At 50.7% G+C, this 21,143-nt stretch carries 16 protein-coding genes; 11 read left to right on the forward strand and 5 right to left on the reverse strand.

The annotated features are described in order from the left end of the window. Positions 1-16: 16 nt before the first annotated feature. On the forward strand, positions 17-2,629 hold the full coding sequence (locus tag AC0YOB_RS03970) for an HAD family hydrolase (protein ID WP_475791649.1): 2,613 nt from the start codon (positions 17-19) through the stop codon (positions 2,627-2,629). A 51-nt stretch (positions 2,630-2,680) separates the two neighbouring features. Here the strand turns inward: AC0YOB_RS03970 and AC0YOB_RS03975 are convergent, their stop codons facing one another. The 4 genes from AC0YOB_RS03975 to AC0YOB_RS03990 are packed head-to-tail and all read right to left on the reverse strand — an operon-like array spanning position 2,681 to position 7,562. Beyond that, the gene (locus AC0YOB_RS03975; RefSeq protein WP_475791650.1) at positions 2,681-3,778 is read right to left on the reverse strand and encodes a GerAB/ArcD/ProY family transporter; all 1,098 of its coding nucleotides are present in this window, start codon (positions 3,776-3,778) and stop codon (positions 2,681-2,683) included. Then, a complete protein-coding gene (locus tag AC0YOB_RS03980) occupies positions 3,775-4,875 on the reverse strand; it encodes a GerAB/ArcD/ProY family transporter (protein ID WP_475791651.1) in 1,101 nt (366 codons plus the stop codon). The genes AC0YOB_RS03975 and AC0YOB_RS03980 overlap by 4 nt, the downstream gene beginning before the upstream one ends. Before the next feature lie 39 nt (positions 4,876-4,914). Continuing rightward, entirely contained in the window at positions 4,915-6,069 is a 1,155-nt protein-coding gene (locus AC0YOB_RS03985; RefSeq protein WP_475791652.1) for a Ger(x)C family spore germination protein, read from the reverse strand. Further along, on the reverse strand, positions 6,066-7,562 hold the full coding sequence (locus tag AC0YOB_RS03990) for a spore germination protein (RefSeq protein ID WP_475791653.1): 1,497 nt from the start codon (positions 7,560-7,562) through the stop codon (positions 6,066-6,068). The genes AC0YOB_RS03985 and AC0YOB_RS03990 overlap by 4 nt, the downstream gene beginning before the upstream one ends. 262 nt (positions 7,563-7,824) lie before the next feature. Between AC0YOB_RS03990 and AC0YOB_RS03995 the strand changes: the two genes are divergently transcribed. Continuing rightward, positions 7,825-8,946 carry a polysaccharide deacetylase family protein gene (locus AC0YOB_RS03995; protein WP_475791654.1) on the forward strand — a complete coding sequence of 374 codons (1,122 nt, stop codon included), beginning with the start codon at positions 7,825-7,827 and terminating at the stop codon, positions 8,944-8,946. A gap of 107 nt (positions 8,947-9,053) precedes the next feature. Here the strand turns inward: AC0YOB_RS03995 and AC0YOB_RS04000 are convergent, their stop codons facing one another. Continuing rightward, positions 9,054-9,791: a GntR family transcriptional regulator gene (locus AC0YOB_RS04000; protein ID WP_475791655.1), complete on the reverse strand. Its 738-nt coding sequence runs from the start codon at positions 9,789-9,791 to the stop codon at positions 9,054-9,056. 407 nt (positions 9,792-10,198) lie between these two features. On the opposite strand from AC0YOB_RS04000, the gene AC0YOB_RS04005 reads away from it, so the two are divergent. The 9 genes from AC0YOB_RS04005 (at position 10,199) to AC0YOB_RS04045 (ending at position 21,107) form a co-directional block, all read left to right on the forward strand. Next, complete coding sequence (locus AC0YOB_RS04005; RefSeq protein WP_475792299.1) at positions 10,199-11,485, forward strand: 6-phospho-beta-glucosidase; 1,287 nt, start codon at positions 10,199-10,201, stop codon at positions 11,483-11,485. 416 nt (positions 11,486-11,901) lie between these two features. Further along, entirely contained in the window at positions 11,902-12,807 is a 906-nt protein-coding gene (locus AC0YOB_RS04010) for a carbohydrate ABC transporter permease (RefSeq protein ID WP_210045367.1), read from the forward strand. A gap of 7 nt (positions 12,808-12,814) precedes the next feature. Beyond that, positions 12,815-13,690: a carbohydrate ABC transporter permease gene (locus tag AC0YOB_RS04015; protein ID WP_475785779.1), complete on the forward strand. Its 876-nt coding sequence runs from the start codon at positions 12,815-12,817 to the stop codon at positions 13,688-13,690. Between the two features lie 87 nt (positions 13,691-13,777). Next, the gene (locus AC0YOB_RS04020; RefSeq protein ID WP_210045366.1) at positions 13,778-15,190 is read left to right on the forward strand and encodes an ABC transporter substrate-binding protein; all 1,413 of its coding nucleotides are present in this window, start codon (positions 13,778-13,780) and stop codon (positions 15,188-15,190) included. Between the two features lie 145 nt (positions 15,191-15,335). Next, on the forward strand, positions 15,336-16,139 hold the full coding sequence (locus AC0YOB_RS04025; RefSeq protein WP_475791656.1) for a sugar phosphate isomerase/epimerase family protein: 804 nt from the start codon (positions 15,336-15,338) through the stop codon (positions 16,137-16,139). A gap of 12 nt (positions 16,140-16,151) precedes the next feature. Further along, positions 16,152-17,282, forward strand: a complete 1,131-nt coding sequence (locus AC0YOB_RS04030; protein ID WP_475791657.1) for a Gfo/Idh/MocA family oxidoreductase — start codon at positions 16,152-16,154, stop codon at positions 17,280-17,282. After that, positions 17,283-18,893: a gamma-glutamyltransferase family protein gene (locus AC0YOB_RS04035; protein ID WP_475791658.1), complete on the forward strand. Its 1,611-nt coding sequence runs from the start codon at positions 17,283-17,285 to the stop codon at positions 18,891-18,893. A 48-nt stretch (positions 18,894-18,941) separates the two neighbouring features. Further along, entirely contained in the window at positions 18,942-20,105 is a 1,164-nt protein-coding gene (locus AC0YOB_RS04040; RefSeq protein ID WP_475791659.1) for an MFS transporter, read from the forward strand. A gap of 18 nt (positions 20,106-20,123) precedes the next feature. Continuing rightward, positions 20,124-21,107, forward strand: a complete 984-nt coding sequence (locus AC0YOB_RS04045) for an N-acetylglucosamine kinase (RefSeq protein ID WP_475791660.1) — start codon at positions 20,124-20,126, stop codon at positions 21,105-21,107. The last annotated feature ends 36 nt before the right edge of the window (positions 21,108-21,143 follow it).

A 21,143-nucleotide genomic window follows, 5' to 3' on the forward strand; every position in this document is an offset into this window, starting at 1 on the left:
TAAAGGGTGATGGTTGTTGATCAAAGCTGTGCTTTTCGATTTGGATCTCACTTTGTTAGACAGAGACGTGTCGGTCAGGAAATTCGCAGCAGCGCAGCATTTGCGGCTTCATTGTTTATCCCATATCCCCATGGACACTTATGTATCCCGGTTTATTGAACTGGATGAAAGAGGATATGTCTGGAAAGACAAAGTCTATCAACGTTTAATGGATGAATTCGGCATCGCAGGTATGACGTGGGAAGAGTTGTTGGAAGATTACATATCGGAGTTTCACAAAAGCTGTATTCCTTATCCTAATCTGATTGAAATGCTGGACCGTCTAAAAAGGGAAAATTATAAATTAGGCTTAATCACCAATGCAGTGGGAGATTTTCAGTTCAGAAATATTCAAGCGATCGGAATTGACCACTACTTTGAAGTTATTCTTATTTCAGGGTGGGAAGGGATTAGAAAGCCGGATCCCGAGATTTTTTTGAGGGCGCTAAAGAAGCTTGGCGTGGAGGCAGGGGAAAGCATCTACATCGGCGATCATCCGGTTAACGATGTCCAAGCCGCACGAAATGCCGGGATGAAGGGCATATGGAAGAAAGACTCCCAATGGGAGAGGCCGCAGGATGTTGACGGGATAATCAGCGACTTATCGGAAGTACCGGACTTTATCCGGGAGTTTAACCAGGGTGGGGTCAGAATAACGGATAATGAACGCCTTGTCCGGATCATCCGTTACGGTTCAACCGAACCGCTGCCGCAGCGGCGCCTGCTTCGGGCTGGACCGCTGACCGCTGTTCTTGAAGACGGAGGATTAAGATACATCCGCTATGGCAGTCAGGAAGTCGTTAGAGGCATTTATGCCGCCGTACGGGACCGGAACTGGGGTACGATCAAGCCGGTCTTCCGAGGATTCGAGGTGTCGGAAGGATCAGACTCGTTCGAGGTCCGATTTGTCGCCGAACACCGGCAGGATGACATCGATTTCGTGTGGGATGGTTCGATAAAAGGGTCAAGGGACGGTACGGTTGCATTCTCATTTGACGGTGCGGCCCGCTCGTCCTTTCTGAAAAACCGCGTCGGGTTCTGCATTTTGCATCCTGCGGAGCTGGCAGGCGCCCAGGTGGAGGTCGAGACGACTGCCGGTACAACGGCAGGGCGGTTCCCGGACCGTATTTCGCCTCATCAGCCATTCATGGAAATGACGGGCATCCGCCACGAGATTCAACCCGGTTTGATGGCGGAGCTGCGATTTGACGGCGAGCTGTTCGAAATGGAAGACCAGCGCAATTGGACGGATGCTTCCTACAAAACATACTGTACGCCGCTCCGGCTGCCTTATCCGGTCAATATGTGGCAGGGACAGCAGGTCCGGCAAACCGTGACGCTTCGGCTGATCGGTGTGGGGACACCTGCCGGGCATCCGGAGTCCGTTTCTTCAGAAGTGAACAGGCCGCTTCAAGTGGAGCTTGAAGACCGCTCTGCCGGCCGCATCCCGCAAATTGGCCTGGCGGTAACGCCCGGGCATATGATCAAGCCGGATGAGGCGGAAGCGCTGCGGGCGCTGCGGCTATCCTTCCTGCGGGCGACGATTCGGCTAAACTTCCCGGGCTGGGAGCGGGATCTTTGCTTTGCCGCGGAAGCCGCCAGAGCACTGGGCATCGGACTGGAGCTGGAAACGGTTGGATGCGAGGATAACGGACAATTGAAAGCGCTCATTCGATCGATTGCCGAAAATCAGATTCCCCTCGAAGCCATATTTGCCTTTTCCTCCTCTGGATATGTAAGCAATCGGGACATCCTATCCTCGTTGATTACGCTCAGGGACGAGGCTAAGCTGACCTTCCGCATAGGGGGCGGCACACGGGGATATTTCGCCGAGTTCAACCGGGCGGAGCTGCCGGTCGACCGGATGGAAGCGGCGATGTACACAATCAATCCGCAGGTCCATGCTTTCGACTTATCGTCGATGGCGGAGACGGTGTCCGCACAGGCTGATACAGTGCGAAGCGCCCGTGCAATCATCGGCGGTTTGCCGCTCAGCATCGGACCAATCACGTTCAAGCCGCGCTTGAATCCGGATGCGGCAAGCGAGGAAGCGGTGCGCCGCTCGCAGGACCGCGCGAGCCATTCGGACCCGCGGCAGCAGTCCTTGTTCGGAGCGTGCTGGACGCTGGGCAGCTTGCGCAGTCTGGCCGAGGCCGGAGCCGAGCGGGCATGCTACTTTGAAACGACAGGCCTGCTGGGAGTTATGCCTGAAGGCGGAGGAGCGCCGCCCTATCCGCTTTATCATGTCCTGGCGGCTTTAGCCCCGCTCGAGGGTGCGGAATTGCTTGTCTGCCGGGTGGAGGACCGGTTAAGCTGTGATGCGCTGGCCATTCGCCGCGGCGACGGCGGGATCACGATGCTGTTCGCCAACTATACAGACGAGATAAAGCGCATCCGGGTACAGGCGCCGATGTTTCAACCAGCCCGATTCAGGGTGCTTGATGAACGGGGCATGCAGTTTGCGGACAGGGGCGGTGAACGGTTCCCGCAGCTTCAGGACCAGCCTGTTCGGGAGGTCGGGAACGGATGGTTCGAACTGGAGCTGTTTCCATTTGCCTTTGCCGCGGCCGAGGGGGAGGGTACCCGATAATCGGGTACTCTATGCGATGAAACGAAAGAAACACAGCCGGCGCAGCGGGAGTTATATTTTCACCGATTTTCTTTTGATGACCGTTATGATCCATAACAAGAGAGGAATTCCGATACCGCAAACTGGGATTACCCCGAATTCCCAATATTTCTGGAAGAAGGTCACTTTCGTTTCATTCGGGAATAAAACAACAGCTATAATAAAAATCGCCGGCGCACCGAACCAAATGAATTTGCGCCAATCTTTCACATTGAACCAGTGGGCAATTTCATAGCTGGTGATAAACAAATATAAGGATAACTTCACAAATACTCCGAAAATCCAGATAAAAATGACGAATAAATCGACATTTTGGATGAAGTCTAAAATATTGATGGATCTTACAAGCATGAAATATGGAAACCTTAGTTTGGCTGCTACATTCGGTCCAAAAACCAACAGCACCATGATTGTAGAGATAAAAACCATAAGTGCGGTAATGGCTACGCCCAGAATGGAATGAGAAAACGCTTTTTTGGGGTTATGCGTAAAAGCAAGGATAACCATTAACATGAGCGATTCTGCGAAAAAAGAAGCAGGAGCAAACGATCCTTTTATTATGTTTTTCCATCCGGAATCGGAATAGACAGGGAATACATGATTCCATTCCACATTGCCCGCGTTTAAAAAAAAGCTGAGAATTAACGTTAAAAACGTGATGGGGCCAGCTATTTCACAAAACCGGCCGATTCCCGTAATGCCCCCGGAATAAGTCAAATATGTCATTAAAATGATCATGAATGTCATAATCAGCCACACGGGTGTAGTATCGAGAAGCGTGAGATGAATAAAATCTGTGAATAAACGCAGTACATCAGCAGACAGCAAGTACCAGGTAATGAAATACGGAAGAACGACGAGTCGCCCGAACCATTTGCCCAGCAGAGCTTGACTGAATTCGGTCAGGGTTTGATTGGGATGGAGAAGGCTCAGATGTACAAAAAGAAAGGTTAAGCCTACGCCTAAAACGCCAGCGACCAATATCGAAAGCCATGCATCTTGATTCGATACTTCGATCGAAGGCGAAATTCGCAGCATGACCGCAATAACGACTTCAACCGTTGCTACGATCCAAAAAATTTGCGATCCTGACAGCTTCATAAGCTTCATACGTCTCCACCACACCCCTTCACCGATTTCTGTTTGATGACCGAAATAATCCATAATAAGATAGGGATTCCGATACCGCAAGCGGGGAAGACAACAGATGACCAATACATGTCAAATGATGTAATTGCCGCCTCGTCCGGAATCAAAATGGCCAGAATAAAAAACGCCGGCGCGGAGAACCAAATGATTTTCCGCCAATTTGTCCCATTAAACCATTGTGACATTTCATAATTGACTACAAAAAAATATAATGATAATTGGGCAGATACTCCGAAAATGAAAATAAAAATGACGAATACATCGAGGCTTTGTATGAAATCCAGGATATCAATGGCTCTAACAAACAAAAAGTAAGAAAATCTCATTTTGGCCGACAAATTCGGTCCAAAAACCAACAATACCATAAGCGTGGCAGTAAAAACCATGAAAACGGTTATACCAACGCCTATCAAGGTTCTTGAAAGCGCTTTTTGAGAGTCCTTCATAAAAGAGACGATAACCAATAAGATGAACGGACCCGGGAACCAATAAGCAGGGGCAAGCGACCCCTTTAATATGTTCACCCATCCGGAATCGGAGTAAAAAGGCAGTAAATGATTCCATTCCACGTTGGTTGCATTCAAAAGGAAACTGACAATCAGCGTAAAAATCGTAATGGGTCCCATGATTTCACAAAATCGGCCGATTCCCTTAATGCCTGAGGAATAGGTTAAATACGTCATTAAAACGATTAAGAGCAGCATGATTATCCACAAAGGTGTTACGTCAAGAAAAAGAAGATGTATAAAGTCTGCAAATGATCGCAGTAAAAAAGCGGACACCACCCACCAGGCAATGAGATACGGAAGGACAATCAATTTCCCCAACCATTTGCCCAACAGAGCTTGGCTAAATTGGAACAATGTTTGATTGGGGTGGAGAAGGCTCAGATGAACAACAAGAAAGGTTAAGGCTACACTTATAACTCCCCCGACCAGCATCGACAGCCAAGCATCTTGTTTCGATATTACGATCGCAGGCGAAATTCTTAACCCGATCATCGCGACGATTTCAGTCGTTGCAATAATCCAAATAATTTGCGTTCCTGACAGCTTCATAAGCTTCACCCCCCTTGACTAAAACATATCCAACCAGGATTAAAGCATTCCCTTCATAGATGAACTGGTTTGTCCCGGATCCTTGATTTTAAGCTTTACCTGAACGGAAACATCAAGTTGGGGAAAGGTATCTTTCCAGGATTGCCTCATGGTTTTCCACTGACTAGGGTGTTGCCGGTGCATACTTTCACCAAACCCGAAAATATCTGTCTTATACTTCTTCTGGACCTGCTCAACCAGCAGTTGTACCGATTTCTGCGTCGATTGAGTGAATTCATTTTCTATGAGACGGAGATCCTTTTTTTTGGATGGATCCAATGTTGAATTGTTTTCGACAATCGTTCCATTACCCGAGAGGCGGACGTCAATTTGTATTCGTTTACCGATTATTTTCACACGGATACGCCGCTTTAATGATTGCATGTTTAAGCTGATGTTGCCATCTCCCTGGTCGAAGGAAGAAGTGAGAATAAAACCGGTTTGTCTGTTCGTGATCCAATTGGCCAATCCAGCTTCTTTAGCATTCAGAAACCCCGCCAATTTCAAACCGTTATCTTTGTTCAGGATGGCGGATCCACTATAAATATACTGATTTGAGTTCGTTACGCTAACAGCCGGCAACAGGGGTTGCATTCCTTGACTCAGAACATCCGCCAGAAAATGCCGGTAATAATAGGGTCTCAAACGTATTGAGATTTGTTTGCGCTCAAACGTTGTACCATTAAACGGATCAAAAATCGGCTCAATAGAAAGAACGTCTTTCGCTTGAGCGTTTTTCACAACAACGATCATGGAGCGCATTTCCGACTCAGGATTACGAACGAACATGTCGATGAAGTTGCTTACTCCATGCTCAGCCATTCGTTGTCCGACGAGGATGGTCTGGCGATGACCGTAAAACAGGCTTCGCGAGAGCTGTGCCTGCATGTTTTGTCCCGCATCCATAATGTTCTTTCCAGTAGCGCTGACCACACGGAAGCCTTTTTTCGTATTGCCGCCGCCGCTATCTTGCCCGCCGCCAATACCAGCTGGTATCGCGATTTGGGAACTTAATTCAAATTGACCGTTTTTTGTGAAATCCACCCCGGCACCCACTATGAATGAGATCTGATCCGGTTCCTTGAGGTTCCAGCAACCGGTTGCGCTTAACAAAGTAAGAAGCAATACGAAACAAAGTTTACCTATCCGCATCATGGCTGATCCGCCTCACTTTTAGGTTGTGAACTGCTCCTTCGGGGCCATCGCATAAACACATCCTTAAGACGGTTGATGATCAGCGGAGCTGTCGGAGTCAAATAAGGAAGTCCGAAAGGACTTAGTTGAATCAGGTGAATTAAAATCGCAATGATCCCGATCGCTGTACCGAACAATCCAAATAATCCGGAGAGGATTAATAACGGGAATCGCAGCATCCGCAGGGGAAAACCAAATCGATACCGTGGAATCACAAACGATGAAATTCCTGCAGCCGATACGACAATGACAATAGGCGCGGAAATGATGCCGGCACGGACAGCCGCTTCCCCGATGACCAATGCCCCAACAATGCTTACGAGCGGGCCTATCTGTTTGGGCAGGCGAATTCCCGCTTCCCTTAAGCCTTCAAACATAAACTCCATTATAAAGACTTCGATCACCGTAGGGAACGGAGCCCGTTCTCGCAGCGCTGCAATGCTCATCATCAGCTTTGGAGGGACCATCTCGGGGTGAAAGTTGGTTAACGCAATAAAGATTGAAGGCAAAAAGACGGAATTAAGAGCAAATATATAGCGAATCCAACGATTCAATGATACAAACAAAAAACGTTCATAATAATCGTCAGGCGCCGTAAGTCCATCCCAGAACGTCATTGGAACTATTAGTGCGAATGGGGTTCCGTTGGTTAATATGACCACTTTTCCTTCCAGCAATCCGGCAGCAACAACGTCAGGGCGTTCACTGGTCAGTATTTGGGGGAAAGGGGAAAAAGAAGTATCTTCAATTGCTTCTTCGATATACCCCGATTCAAGTATTCCATCGATTTCGATTTTATGTATTCGGTTACGAACTTCATTCAGTACGGACACCGAAACCGTTCCTTCAATATAAGCAACAACTACATCGGTTTGCGTAAGTTCTCCGATTTTTAAGGATTCCATTTTCAGCTTTGGTGTTGCTAATATTCTGCGCACGAGCGTAAGATTCGTCCGCAGGAGCTCCGTAAAACTTTCTCTGGATCCTCGAAGGGTTTCCTCGTCAGAAGGCGCATTTATGCCCCGGGTATCAAACTGTGAGACATCGGCCAGAAGGGCAGTATTCTCTGCATCGGTTAATATAGCAACGCATCCCTTTAAAATGTGTTCAGAGATTTTTCCAAAGCTGGAAAGCTTCTCGGTATTGACAAAGGAAGAGAGCTCCTCCTCACACATTTGGGCGATGCTATCGATTGTCCCAAGACCTTGAGGCAGCCCGTTGTACATTAACGGTCTGAGAAAGTTTGAGCTAATCATATTTTCATCGACCATACCGTTTACGTAGATCAATAAAAGTCTGGTTTGGCCGTGAATCGTAATTTCGCGGAAACAAATATCCGAACAATTCAGAAATATATTTCTGAAAATCTGCTCATTTTCCAATAGATTGTTACTTAGATTTAAACCGGAATCTTCGAAGGATCGGTTGTTATGGGTTTTGTGTTTGTTATTCATAAGCTGACTCTCCCGACCATCTCATGTTTTTACCCGCTTTCGTGATGCGTATTTCTAGATACTATCCCCCAATTCATGAAAACCATACTTTATTTACCTCGGATTCTCCATTCCACCAAAAGCTTCCTTTTCAGACAGGATAAAAATAATTGAAGTATACAGGTGAACAGCATCACACTGTAGAAATACTTTATAACATTGCTGTTATTTTTCAGTAATTGTACGTATGATATGAAATTCATCATGACAAGGAGAGTCAAAAATGAATAATGAAGTGATTTGGCACGGAGATTTGGACCAGAGCTTATGCGCATTTACATTCGACGATGGGCCGCACCGCTATCCCGTTGAACTGTGGATGGACATTCTGGAGCAGGGAGGGGCGACTGGAACATTTTTCTTCACTGGGGAATGGATTGACCGTCATCCCGGGGAAGCCCGGGCGATTATTGCCCGGGGCCATGTTCTTGCGCCTCACTCCTACCATCATCGGCGCATGGCCCAGCTTCCGAGGGACGTGTTCTTCGAAGAGCTGAAGCTGACCGAGCTTGCCTATCAGGATGTTACCGGACAGCCGTGTCCGGCATTCATGCGTTTTCCCTATTGTTCATTCACGCCGGAGAATCTGGCATGGCTCGCCGAATGGGGTTATACGGATGTGGAAGGGGAAGATTCGGGTGATTGGGCGGGCATCTCCGCCGAGCAAATCATTGAGCGGATCGAGCCGCGTTTGCAAAACGGGGCAATCGTCGTTCAGCACAGCAACGACATCGCTCTCGGCACTCCGGCCGCACTGAAAGCATTAATTCGCAAAGCGTACGAAAAGAGGCTCACTCCCGTCGGTATCCCGGAGCTGCTGAGTTCGCTGGGAATCAAGGAATCGTTCCGGGCATGGAAAATTGTCATTGACGTTCCGGCTGAAATAGACGTTCCCGCAGATCATTGGGAGCCGGCTTCCAGAGAGGAGGATCTCCAACGGCTGGCCTATGAATCAGCGGACTGGCGAGTGCCGCAATTTACATCCTCGTATGCCAGCGAGCGGGACTGGTATGAGCATCTGAAGACGCCTCTGAGCCGCGGGGCTGTCATTGAGAACCGCGAGCTGCTGTCCGTAAGGCATTTCTCGGATAGCTGCTGGGGTTATGTTCGGGCAGGGGTTGACGGGGAGACGCTTGTCCTGATGGATTACGCAGCCAAGGAAACACAGGCTGATACGCTGGTGTATCTGCTTCGCTGGGCAGCGCAAGCCTCAATGCAGCTGGGCTGTACGCGAATCGAAGCGGGAAGGGATATCCGCAGGATGAGTGAAATGTGCAGACAGCTGGGGTGGAAAGCGGAGCTGGTCCAGGATAATCAAGCGGCGCCGCTTCTTGGCATCCGATAATTCACCGGGACAGGGCATTGCCCAGTGCGGCCTGTATAATCTTGACAATCGGGAGCCCTTGAGGCTCCTTCTTCTCTCACAGAAGGACGGCCTTAGCTTGGTCCTTCTCACATTTGGTCGTACCTTCGTTCAATGATAAAGTGTGACACATTGGTGCGGAAAATGCTTTCGCTGTATTCGATAGGCGTATTATCCTGCAGATAGGAAACGGTTTGAATATAAATGGAGGGGGACCCGGGATCAATATCGAGCAGCCGCGCCACATCATCGTCCGCGATGACCGGCTTCAGCGTGTCGAGGGAACGGTCTATCCGGTGCCCGTATTTGTCCTGCAGAAGCTTGAATAACGAACCGATCTGCTTCTCGTTCGAGAGTCCTGGAGCCAGAGACCAGGGCAGATAAGAGGTTTCGTAAGCGACCGGCTGATCATCCGCCAAGCGCAGCCGCACGAGCTTTGTGACGGGGGACAGCTCAGGAATTTCGAGATGCTGCTGGAACGGTGGTCCGGCCGGGACAACCGACGCTTCCAGAACCCTTGTTTCCGAACGGCGGCCAAGCTCCTGCATATGATCAGAGAAGCTGACGATCGGAGCGATCATATGATGAACGATCCCCGATTTTGCTGTGGAAATAAAAGTCCCTTTGCCTTGTATTTTGTTGATGCGGCCTTCCAATTCCAGCTGCTGAAGCGCCTGGCGAATCGTCGTCCGGCTGACATTGTACATTTTGCACAATTCATCCTCTGTCGGCAGCTGTTCCCCCGGTTGATACTGTCCTTCTTTAATGGCTTCCCGCAATTTTTGTTTCACGACTACATATAACGCAACGTTCTTGTTTGTTGACATATCGATGCTCCTCAAATGACCATTAGGCAATGAATTTAAACAAATCAGGCTGAAAACGTAATCATAATAACATATTTCCCCGAACTTCGAAAGGTAACAATTTGTGCCTTCGCTTCTTCACAGACGATATTTCGGCAAATAGGATCCCTATGTCTGTATTTTCTCCTGCTTTTCTTTGCTATTCAAACACCTGGCTTTTCAATATTCAGAATATTTCGTATTGACTATTTGTTATTATGAATTTATAATTCGTTTATAAATGTAGTAACAAATAAAACAATATGCTGCTGTAAAGGAGTGTGAGCCATGACTGACTCTATTTAAATGTCCGTCGGCATTATACCAATTCCCTACATGGAGGTTGCACAATTGTGAGAAAAGAAAAAGATCGGTTAAAAGTGGCGGTTATGGGTGGCGGGTCGTCTTATACACCGGAGCTGATCGAAGGCTTCATCAATAATCAGGACGTTCTCCCGGTCCGGGATTTATATCTGGTCGATATTGAGGCAGGGCGGAACAAGCTGGAGACGGTCGGCAATCTGGCCAGAAGAATGATTGAGAAAGCGGGAGTGCCGATTAATCTTCATACTACATTTGACCGCCGGGAAGCGATTGAAGGCGCTGACTTCGTCACCTCCCAGATGCGCATCGGCATGCTGGACGCACGCTCCAGGGATGAGAAGATTCCATTAAAGTACGGATTGATCGGCCAGGAAACAACGGGAGCAGGCGGCTTTGCCAAAGCGCTCCGTACGATTCCGGTCATTCTGGATATCGCCAAGGACATGGAGGAGCTGGCTCCGGACGCCTATATGATCAATTTTACGAATCCGGCCGGTATTGTCACGGAGGCTGTACTGAAATATTCCAGGATCCGCACGATGGGTCTATGCAATCTCCCGATCGGCACCAAGATGCAAATTGCCAGGCTATGCGATGTGGATGTGTCCAAAGTCAGCATTGAAATGGTCGGCATCAATCATTTGAACTGGACGACGCGCATCGTGGTGGATGGTGTCGACATCACCGCAGATGTATTGAATAAAGCGGCCGGAGCGAGCGGGCTTACGATGAAGAATATCCCCGATTTCGGGTGGGATGCGGAGTTCCTGCAATCCGTCGGAGCACTGCCATGCAGCTATCATCGTTATTATTATATGAAAGACCTCGTATTTGAAGATATGAACAAGGCGTTTCTGGACAAAGGAACAACCCGCGCTGACGATGTGAAACGGGTCGAAGCCGAGCTGTTCGAATTGTATAAAGATCCATCACTTACGATCAAGCCCCCTCAGCTGCAGCAGCGTGGAGGCGCCTACTATTCAGAAGCTGCCGTCAATCTGATCAAGTCGATCTACAACGATACGAAGGATATCCAGACGGTGAATGTACGCAACAACGGCATTTTGCCTTTTCTGCCGGAGGATGTATCCGTTGAGATCAACTGCGTCATCGATTCCCAGGGAGCGCATCCGGTTCAAATCGACACGCCGGTCTCGCCGCAGATCAGGGGTCTGCTGCAAATGGTGAAAGCTTATGAGGAGCTTACCGTGAAAGCGGCAGCGGAGGGGGACTATTTGGCTGGTCTGCAGGCGTTGACGCTGCATCCGCTCGTTGGCAGCGCGAAGCTGGCCAAGCAATTGCTGGATGAAATCATCGAGTCGAACAGAGAGTACCTTCCCCAATTCAAATAAAAACTCTTGAAGTAACAAGTTTTCAATCATATAGAATCATCACTATGATTTTTGTATTTACATAAAAGGTAGTAACATATATAATGAAAAAAAGGTTTTCAGCCATTTTCGTATATGCTTGCTAACCGGTTCAAACAGGAGGTGGGGGGCTGCCCGCAAGCAATGCTGAGCCGGGCATGCGGAAATCGCAAAAGTGGATTGTAAACGCTGTCAATTTTAACAGCTGCATCGATTGTTTTGAGGCAATTCCCTTTCGTACAAATATCAGAGAGTATACCATTTGGCTCCACCTTTTCTGATATTTTTGAGGAAGAAACCAACTTTGCCGCTTAAAAAACGGCGAAGCCGTTTCTTCTGAGCTGGCAGAGTTATACCTTTCGCAAGGTTACTAACGATTTAAGGGAAGGAGACCCCATATGACGGGCAAGCGTCTACGGCAAAAAGCGGACTTTCGTGAAACGAAATACTTCTACCTCTTCATTTCTCCTTGGATCATCGGACTCATACTCTTCACAGGCGGACCGATTCTGTTATCCGGCTACTATAGTTTTACACGCTACGATATCGCCCATGATCCCGTCTTCATCGGTTTGCAAAACTACACCAATCTGTTTCACAATGAACTGTTCTGGAAATCCTCAGGGGTCACCTTGTATTACACCCTGGTAGGCGTTCCGGTAGGTCTTGCGGTTTCTCTGCTGCTGGCCATGCTCTTGAATGTCCGTATCCCGGGTCAGCGCATATTCAGCACCATTATTTATCTCCCGTCGGTTGTCTCCGGCGTAGTGCTTTCCTTGTTATGGGTCTGGCTGCTGGACCCTGATTTTGGAGTCGTTAACGTGCTGTACTACAAAATAACCGGCTCGGTCGGTCCCCAATGGCTGGCGGACGAGAATTGGGTCATTCCTTCCCTGATCATGATGTCGCTATGGACACTTGGCAATAATGTGGTGATCTATCTTGCCGGCCTCAAGAGCGTTCCTGCCAATCTGTACGAAGCGTCCCAGATCGACGGGGCATCCCGCTTCAAACAAATGCTGCATATTACAATTCCGATGATTTCCCCAGTCACGCTGTTCCTTCTGATTACAGGAATTATCGGATCCTTCCAGGTGTTTGTCCAGGCGGATGTCATGACCAAGGGCGGACCGAACTATGCCTCGTACTTTTATGTGTACTATTTATACCAACAAACCTTCAGATCGTTCAACCTCGGCTACGCTTCGGCGATGGCATGGGTGCTGTTCATCGTCGTGGGGATTCTGACCTGGCTGATGATGAAGGTATCCAAACGTTGGGTTCATTACGAAGGAGGGGAATAAATTGTCCGTGCCTACCCAGGTTAAACAGCAAACAGCCTCCCGAAGCAGCTCCATTGCCTCAGGAGAGCGGGCCGTTAAAATTTTTGCCTTCAGTATTCTGATTATTCTATCAGCTTTGATGATCATGCCGCTTTATATCATGCTCAGTACCGCGCTCAAAACGCAGCAGGATGTCTTCTTGTTCCCGCCCAAGTGGATTCCAAGTCCGATGGTATGGCATAACTTCATTGATGCGTTCAATGCCAGACCGTTCGGCCAATATTTTTACAATACCGGTATGTACGCTATTGTCGGAACATTCGGAGAAGTCTTTTCTTCCGCTATTGTGGCTTACGGATTCTCGCGATACCGCGGATACGGCCGCAATGCCATGTTCCTGATTTTATTGGCCACCATGATGATCCCATACCCCGTAACGATGATTCCGCAATTCGTCCTGTTTAAAAACCTGGGTTGGATCGACAGCTATCTGCCCCTGAATGTTCCTGCTTTTCTCGGTTCGGCCTATATCATCTTCCTGCTGCGGCAATTCTTCAATTCGGTTCCCGTAGATTTGTTCGAAGCGGCAAGACTCGATGGCTGCAGCGAGCTGCGGACCTTCTGGAATATCGCGCTGCCGCTATGCAGTCCAGCATTGGCAAGCGCCGCAATCTTCGGCTTCATGTGGCGCTGGAATGATTATCTGGGCCCGTTGATCTATCTCAATACAGATTCCAAATACACCGTTTCCATCGCATTATCTTCCTTTACCAGCATGTACAACATCGTACCCTGGCATTTGCTGATGGCCGCTGCCCTGATGGCTGTTCTGCCTCCGATTATCATCTTCTTCCTGGCGCAGAAATACTTCGTGAAAGGGATTGTTGTCTCCGGGTTGAAATAGGGGACCGTCCTGAAGGGAGTTGATTCCGGCCGAGGCTAGCGGTTCATGACAGCTGTTCACATCTACAATATTATGGGAGGGTTACACATGGTGAGAAAGTGGTTAGGCGTTACAATCGTTTCGTGTATTTTGGTCGTATTGGCTCTTAGCGGCTGCAGCTCGAGCACGGACAATAATGCGGGCAACAGCCCCGAAACCGCCGGAACGAATGAACCGGCAGGCAATAGCGGCGGCAATAATGCAGGCAGCGGCGAGAAGGTCACCATCACCCTGCTTAATGCCCAGGACAACGGGATCCGCGACAAGTTTCTGCCGGACGTCATTAAGAAGAAGTTCGAAGAAGCGAATCCAAACATCACACTGGAAATTATCAGCGTACCTTATGAGCAGTTCGATTCCAAAATGAACACCATGGTTGCGGGCGGAACTCCGCCGGATGTGTGGAGCCATTGGGGGCAAAGCGGTTTCGTCGATTATAATGTCCGCGACATGGTGCTCGATCTTACTCCTTATATGTCGCAGTTCAATAATCCCAACATTTCGCAAGCCACGCTCGATATCTACAAAGTCGGCGACAAACAAATGGGCATTCCGCTTAATGTATACTCCAGCATGATCTTCTACAATAAGGCTATATTCGAGAAAGCCGGCGTTACGGTAGAGAACTACAAGCCTGGAGATGCTGCATGGACCTGGGAGAAATTAACCGAATTGGCGAAGTCGGTGAGCAAGGATTACGGCAAGCCAAGCGCCATATACGGCTTCACGTACGGCATGGGCGAGCATTTACTGACCTACAGCTGGGACTGGGGACTTGATGTTTTTGATAGCGGCTATGCGACCGGATTTGTAGACAAAGCCGACTTGACCGATCCCAAAATCGTAGACTCCACGAAGTTTTTCCAGGATCTTATTTTTAAAGACAAAATCATGCCGACGGGAGCCGTTCTGGACTCCATCAGCAAAATCGGCGATCCGATCCTAACAGGCAAGGTAGCGATGTCACTGGTCGGCAGCTGGGCGATGGGCGGCTTCAAAGAGACAAACACGAAGTTCGGCGTGCTTCCGCTTCCGACCGGACCTGCCGGAACATCGACGCCGTTCATCTATGCGGATCCGCTTATGATTTCCTCCAAATCGAAGAATCCGGATGCGGCATGGAAGCTGGTTCAATTCATGACCAGCCCCGAAATGCAGCTGGAAATGACCAAGGAAACCGGCTATCCGCCGGCTGACAGCGTGGCTTATGAAGAGTGGTTCAAGCAGTACAGCGATTTGACCGATATCCAATACCTGGAGGAAGTCAATACGGCAGCAATTGAGAAGGGCAAAGAATCGCCGAACCATCTCATTGCCGGATACGGAGATATTACCTCCTTCATGCTGAACGAGCAGCAGCCGATTTTCAACAAGGAAGAGGATCCGGCAGGTGTGCTGGAGAAGATGAATCCTAAGTTCCAAAAGCTGCTGGATGAAATCAAACAGAAGGCCGGCAAGTAAAAAGCACGGTAAATAATAAAAGGCTGGCTCCGCAGTGTAATCACCGGACTTTTAAATGAAGGCTAGTGTATTATGAAAAGCCGGGAGGGCTCGACTGTCAGTCCTCCCGGTCATAAAATCAGCATGGATAAGGAGAGTGTGCATTTTGTTGAAGGTTTCCATTGGGGCTTTTTCTTTTTTTAATACGATGCGGGCGGGGAAAATGGATATTTTCGGCTACCTCGAGTCGGTTAAATACCGGTACCGTCTGGATGCCGTCGATTTGTGGAATGGATTTTTCGCGGCGCAGGACGATAGCGGTCTGGTTATTCTGCCCGAAGAAGAGGAAATCCGCAAGATCCGGGAGGCGATCGACGAGAAAGGGTTAACCGTTGCGAACATCGCCCTTGACGGTGTGCATCTCATCGATCAGGACCCGGACCTGCGCGAGCGGCTGTATCAAAACGCGCTGCTTCACCTGCGCGCTTCCGAAATCCTGGGAGCCAAAACCGTCCGGATCGATATTTGCAACAATCGGACAGAGGAAATAAACGAGCAGGAATTCGACTATATCGTGAATCGTTATCGCGAATATTGCGACCGTGCGGCGGAGCATGGATATACGGTCGGCCCGGAGAATCACATGGGCGCGGCCTTGAACCCGCATCTGCTCAGACGGATTGCCGAGGCGGTGGACCGCCCGAACTTTGGCATCCTGCTGCATTTGAAACGCTGGAAGCCCGAATTTGCCGACGGCGATGCCATAGTGGCACCATGGGTGGTGCATACGCATATCGATGCGAAAACCGTAGCTTCGGGTGATATCGAGGTCTCGATTCGCGCCTTGGAGCAGGCGGGCTACGATGGGTACTGGGCCGTTGAATACAATGCCAAGGAAAACCAGTATGCGGAAATCGAGTGGCTGCTGTCATCGGTAAGACGGAAATTTTATCAAATGGCTGAGGCCTGAGAGGAAGCGGCTATGGAACCGGTCAGAATTGGAATTATCGGCGTCGGTTTGATAGGAAAGCATCATATTCAGCAATATTCCGCCATTGAGGGCGTTGAAATTGCCGCCGTGTGCGATATCAATGAGCAAGAAGCCCGCAAAACCGCAGAACAATACCAGATTTCCAGCGTATATTCTGATTACAGGCAGATGCTGGCACGCGATGATCTGACCGCTGTAGATGTGTGCCTGCACAATAACCTCCACGCGGAAGCGACAATCGCCGCCCTGCAGGCAGGGAAGCATGTGTACTGCGAGAAGCCCATCGCCGGAACTTACCGGGATGGCCTGGCGATGGTGGAAATGGCGCAGGAATGCGGGAAAATGCTGCATATCCAGCTGGGTACGCTGTACCGGAACGAGACGAAGGCGGCCAAAACGCTGATTGACGCCGGCAAGCTCGGCAAGCTCTACCATGCCCGGTCTACCGGTTTCCGGCGGCGGGGACGCCCTTTTGTTGACGGTTATGGCTCCAGGATGTTTACGCGTAAGGAATTTGCAAACGGCGGCGCTCTCCTGGATATGGGCGTATACCATATCGCGCAGCTGTTGTATCTGCTGGGCATGCCGGAGGTTGCACGGATCTCCGGAAAGCTGTATCAGGAGATGGACATGGACCCCAAGCGCAGGGCAGAAAGCGGCTTTGACGTAGAGGAGTCAGGCATGGGATTCGTCCGTTTTGCAGGCGGGGTCTCCATGGATATTATCGAAGCCTGGTCTCTTCATATGGACGGGTTCGAAGGCAGCAGCATATCCGGATCGCAGGGCGGCATCCGGCTGCCGGCTTATTCGGATATACATCCGAAGTCAGCCTTCAGCTATCACACGACGATCTGCGATATGGATTTCGACAGCACGCTGGACCTCAATGCCATGAGCGAGCGCCGGCACAGGCTGAATCCCGATGAGGACGCATACGATTCTTCCTCCAAGCATTGGGTCGCGGCGCTGCAGGGGAGAGTCGGGCTGCTGCCAACCGCCGAAATTGCGCTGAAGACCATGCTCATAAGCGAGGGCATATATTTGTCCAGCCGTCTGGACCGGGAAGTCGCCGCAGATGAAGTGGCGGAGCTCTCGTATTTGACTGCAGAGAAGGAGATCTAGATGATGAAATTCGAATCCTTGTTTAACCCTTATCCATCCCAACGCATGACGACGTATGGCAGCAAAGGCATGGTTGCGACTTCCCAGCCCCTCGCTGCCCAAGCGGGGCTCGACATCCTCAAGAAGGGCGGGAATGCCATCGATGCGGCAATCGCAGCGGCTGCCTGCTTGACGGTAGTGGAGCCGAATTCCAACAGCATCGGGGGCGATACATTTGCCATTGTATGGACGGAAGGGAAGCTGCACGGGCTGAATTCAAGCGGGCCGTCGCCTGCCTCGATAAGTGTGGAGAAGGTGAAGGCGGAAGGGCTGGAGCGGATTCCCGCGTACGGGATGGTCCCTGTGACGGTGCCCGGCACTCCCGGCGCATGGGCCGCATTGTCCGAGCGCTTCGGCCGCCTTCCCCTTACGGAAGTGCTGCAGCCGGCCATCGACTATGCGGAGCATGGCTTCCCCGTATCGCCGACCATCGCGAAATATTGGGCGGACGGTTTCCGGAACATCAGCGGATTGAACAGTGAGCTGTATCAGCCATGGCTGGATACTTTCGCGCCGGAGGGCAGAGCCCCTGCCGCCGGGGAATTATGGCGTTCCCCGGATCATGCCGGGACGCTCCGATCCATCGCGGAAACAAAAGCGGAATCGTTCTACAGGGGAGAGCTGGCAGACAAGATCGACCTGCACTTCCGCGAGCACGGGGGATTCCTGCGGAAAGCGGATTTGGCGGCATTTTATTCCGAGTGGGTAGACCCCATTCATGTCGCTTACAAAGGCTATGAAGTATGGGAAATTCCGCCCAACGGTCAGGGGCTGGTGGCGCTGCTCGCGCTCAATATTCTGAAGGGCTTCGACTTTGCCGCCAAGGACCTGGCCGATACCTATCACAAGCAGATCGAAGCGGTCAAACTGGCATTTGTCGACGGACTCAAATACATTACCGACCCCAGGAAAATGAACGTCTCCGTTGAAGAGCTGCTTTCGGATTCCTACGCAGATAGCAGAAGAGCACTGATCGGAGACCAGGCTGTCACCCCTCAGCCGGGCGAGCCTCCGAAGGGCGGCACGGTGTACCTTGCTGCCGCTGACGGGGAGGGGAATATGGTCTCATTCATTCAGAGCCACGCAGGCGATTTTGGAGCAGGCGTTGTTATCCCCGGAACCGGGATTTGCATGCAAAACCGGGGCACCGGCTTCTCCTTGGACCCCGGGCACCTGAATGTTCTGGAGCCGGGCAAGAAAACCTTTCACACGATTATTCCCGGTTTTCTTACCAAAGGCGGCGTTCCTGTCGGACCCTTCGGCGTCATGTGCGGCTCCATTCAGCCGCAGGCGCATGTGCAAATTCTGCTTAATACGATCGATTTCGGACTGAATCCCCAGGCTGCCCTGGACGCGCCGAGATGGAGATGGCTCCGGGACAAGATTATTGAGGTGGAGCCGCAATTTCCGGATTATCTGGCCCAGGCGCTGGCCCGCAAAGGGCATATTGTACAGCGGGCGCTGGATTCCGGCATGTTCGGCCGCGGTCAGATTATCTGGAGAGATCCGGATAGCGGCGTGCTGGCAGGCGGAACGGAACCGCGTGCTGATGGCGAAGTCGCGGCCTGGTAACCGTTTTATGCAGGGCAAGGCCTATATACAATCTGGGAGATTTCAACTGTGGGTATTTTAGCGGCTTATTATTTTTTTCTGTACCTTTCCATGTCCGTATTCATGCCGTATACGAGCCTTTATTTCAGTGAAAAAGGGTTCAGTACCTCGGAGGTCGGATTTATTCTGTCCTTATGGGCGTTGGTGAGCGTCATTGCACAGCCTGTCATGGGACTGATTAATGACCGCATCGGAAGTCCAAGAAAAATAATCATGATTTCGGTCATCGCGGCGCCGGTTATCGGTCTTGGTTTTCATTACGTGAATGAATTCGGCGCCGTTATCGCTTTATCCGTGCTTTTCACATGGTTCCATTCCTCAACAGGACCGCTCAGCGACTCCATTGCAGTAGAAATCGGCAGCCGTGCCGGATTCAGCTTTGGCAGCATCCGTCTGTGGGGGGCGCTCAGCTACTCGGTTGGAACAATCAGCACGGGATTCCTGTATGACAAGTACGGTTACGGCAGCATTTTTGCCTATTATCTTGGGTTCAGCCTCCTGGTCTTCGCCCTGCTGTTCGGATTCCCGAAGTCCAGAACCTCTTCTAGGCTTGAAATTACGCTGCTCCAGCAGGCGAAAGAGGTGCTCGGGAACAAGCCGTTTATGGCCTATCTGGGCATCTGTCTGATTCTGGTCATGTCCATGGCCAGCAGCTCCACATTTCTGCCCCTGTATTTTCAGGAAATGGGGTTTGACAAAGCACTTCTTGGCAGCGCGTTTGCAGCAGCGGCCTTGATTGAAGTCCCCATGTTCTGGGCTGCCGCCAAGCTGAGCCGGAGGATCGGGAGATTCCGGCTGCTTGCGCTTGCTGCGTTTATCTTTGCGCTCCGGTGCCTGATTCTGTTCTTATTCCACCATGTTTACCTTACGCTTGGCGTCCAGCTGCTTGACGGGATTTCCTTCGCGTTCGCTGCGGGTACCTTTGTTGAGGTCGTGGAAAGCTACGCCAGCAAAAATACGAAAGCAACGTTTCAGACGATCTTTGCGGCTGTCAGCTCGGGGATGGGGGGCGTCATCGGGATTGCCGCTGGCGGCGTTATCGTGGAGATTTGGGGAGCGCCGGCGCTGTATCTGGTTTTGTTCATCCTGAGTGCTGCGGCATCCGTTTTATTCTTCGGCATGCGGCAACCCGGGGCTGCTGAATTTCAGTTGTCCGACCGCTCCAATACCTAAATGAAAGGGAGATGAACAATGGCATATATGATGGGTGTGGACGGAGGAAACAGCAAGACGTTTACGGTTATAACGGATGCCGAGGGCCGCCTGATCGCCCGCGGACTGGCCGGCTGCGGGAATCATCAGGTACCGGGGATCGAAACAGCGCTCGCCAATATTATAAAATCTGCCGACATGGCGCTTGAACAGGCCGGATTGCGTTATGAGGACATTGCTTTTGTGCAGTATGGGCTGGCAGGCGCCGACCGGCAAAAGGATTTTGATATTCTTCGTCCCGGCTTGGCCAGCCTGCCTTTCTTGAAATGGGATGTTGTTTGCGATACATACGAGGGGCTGCGTGCGGGTACCAAGGACAACATCGGCATCGTTCTGGTTTGTGGAAGCGGCACCAATGCGGCAGGGAGGAATCGCGAGGGCCGAATGGTACAGACCGGCGGCTTCGGTTATCTGTTCGGCGACCGGACGGGAGGCGGGGACCTGGCCAGAGAGACCTTCAGTCACGCCGTCCGTTCCTGGGAAATGCGGGAGGAACCGTCGATTCTGCCCGATAAAGTAGCGAAGTATTTTGGTTTTGCCGACATGGGGCAGGTATTCGACCACTTCCTTGATAACGACATTGCGGAAGTCCCCCATGACATGACGCTGATTTTGCATGAAGCGGGGGATGAAGGAGACGAGCTGGCTATCCGGCTGCTGCGCCGGGCGGGAGATGAGCTGGGCCGCGGCGCGAATTCCGTGATCAGCCGGTTGGGAGGCTTCCCCGGGGAAACGATACCGGTCGTCATGGTCGGCAGTGTCGTGCAGGAAGGAAGAAATCCGCATCTGCTGGCCGCATTAAGAGACAGGATCGCACAGCAGAACGAGCATTTTGAATTCATCATTCCGAAAATGGCGCCCGTATTCGGCTCCGTATTGTTGGCCATGGATCAGTTGGGAGTACCGGTAACGGATTCGATTATAAAACGTTTCGAAGAATATGGCAGCTACCAATCGCCCTAAGCAATCGGAACGAAAGCTCAGGACTGCCGGGCCACC

The sequence above is a fragment of the Paenibacillus sp. JT31N17 genome (assembly GCF_056269255.1).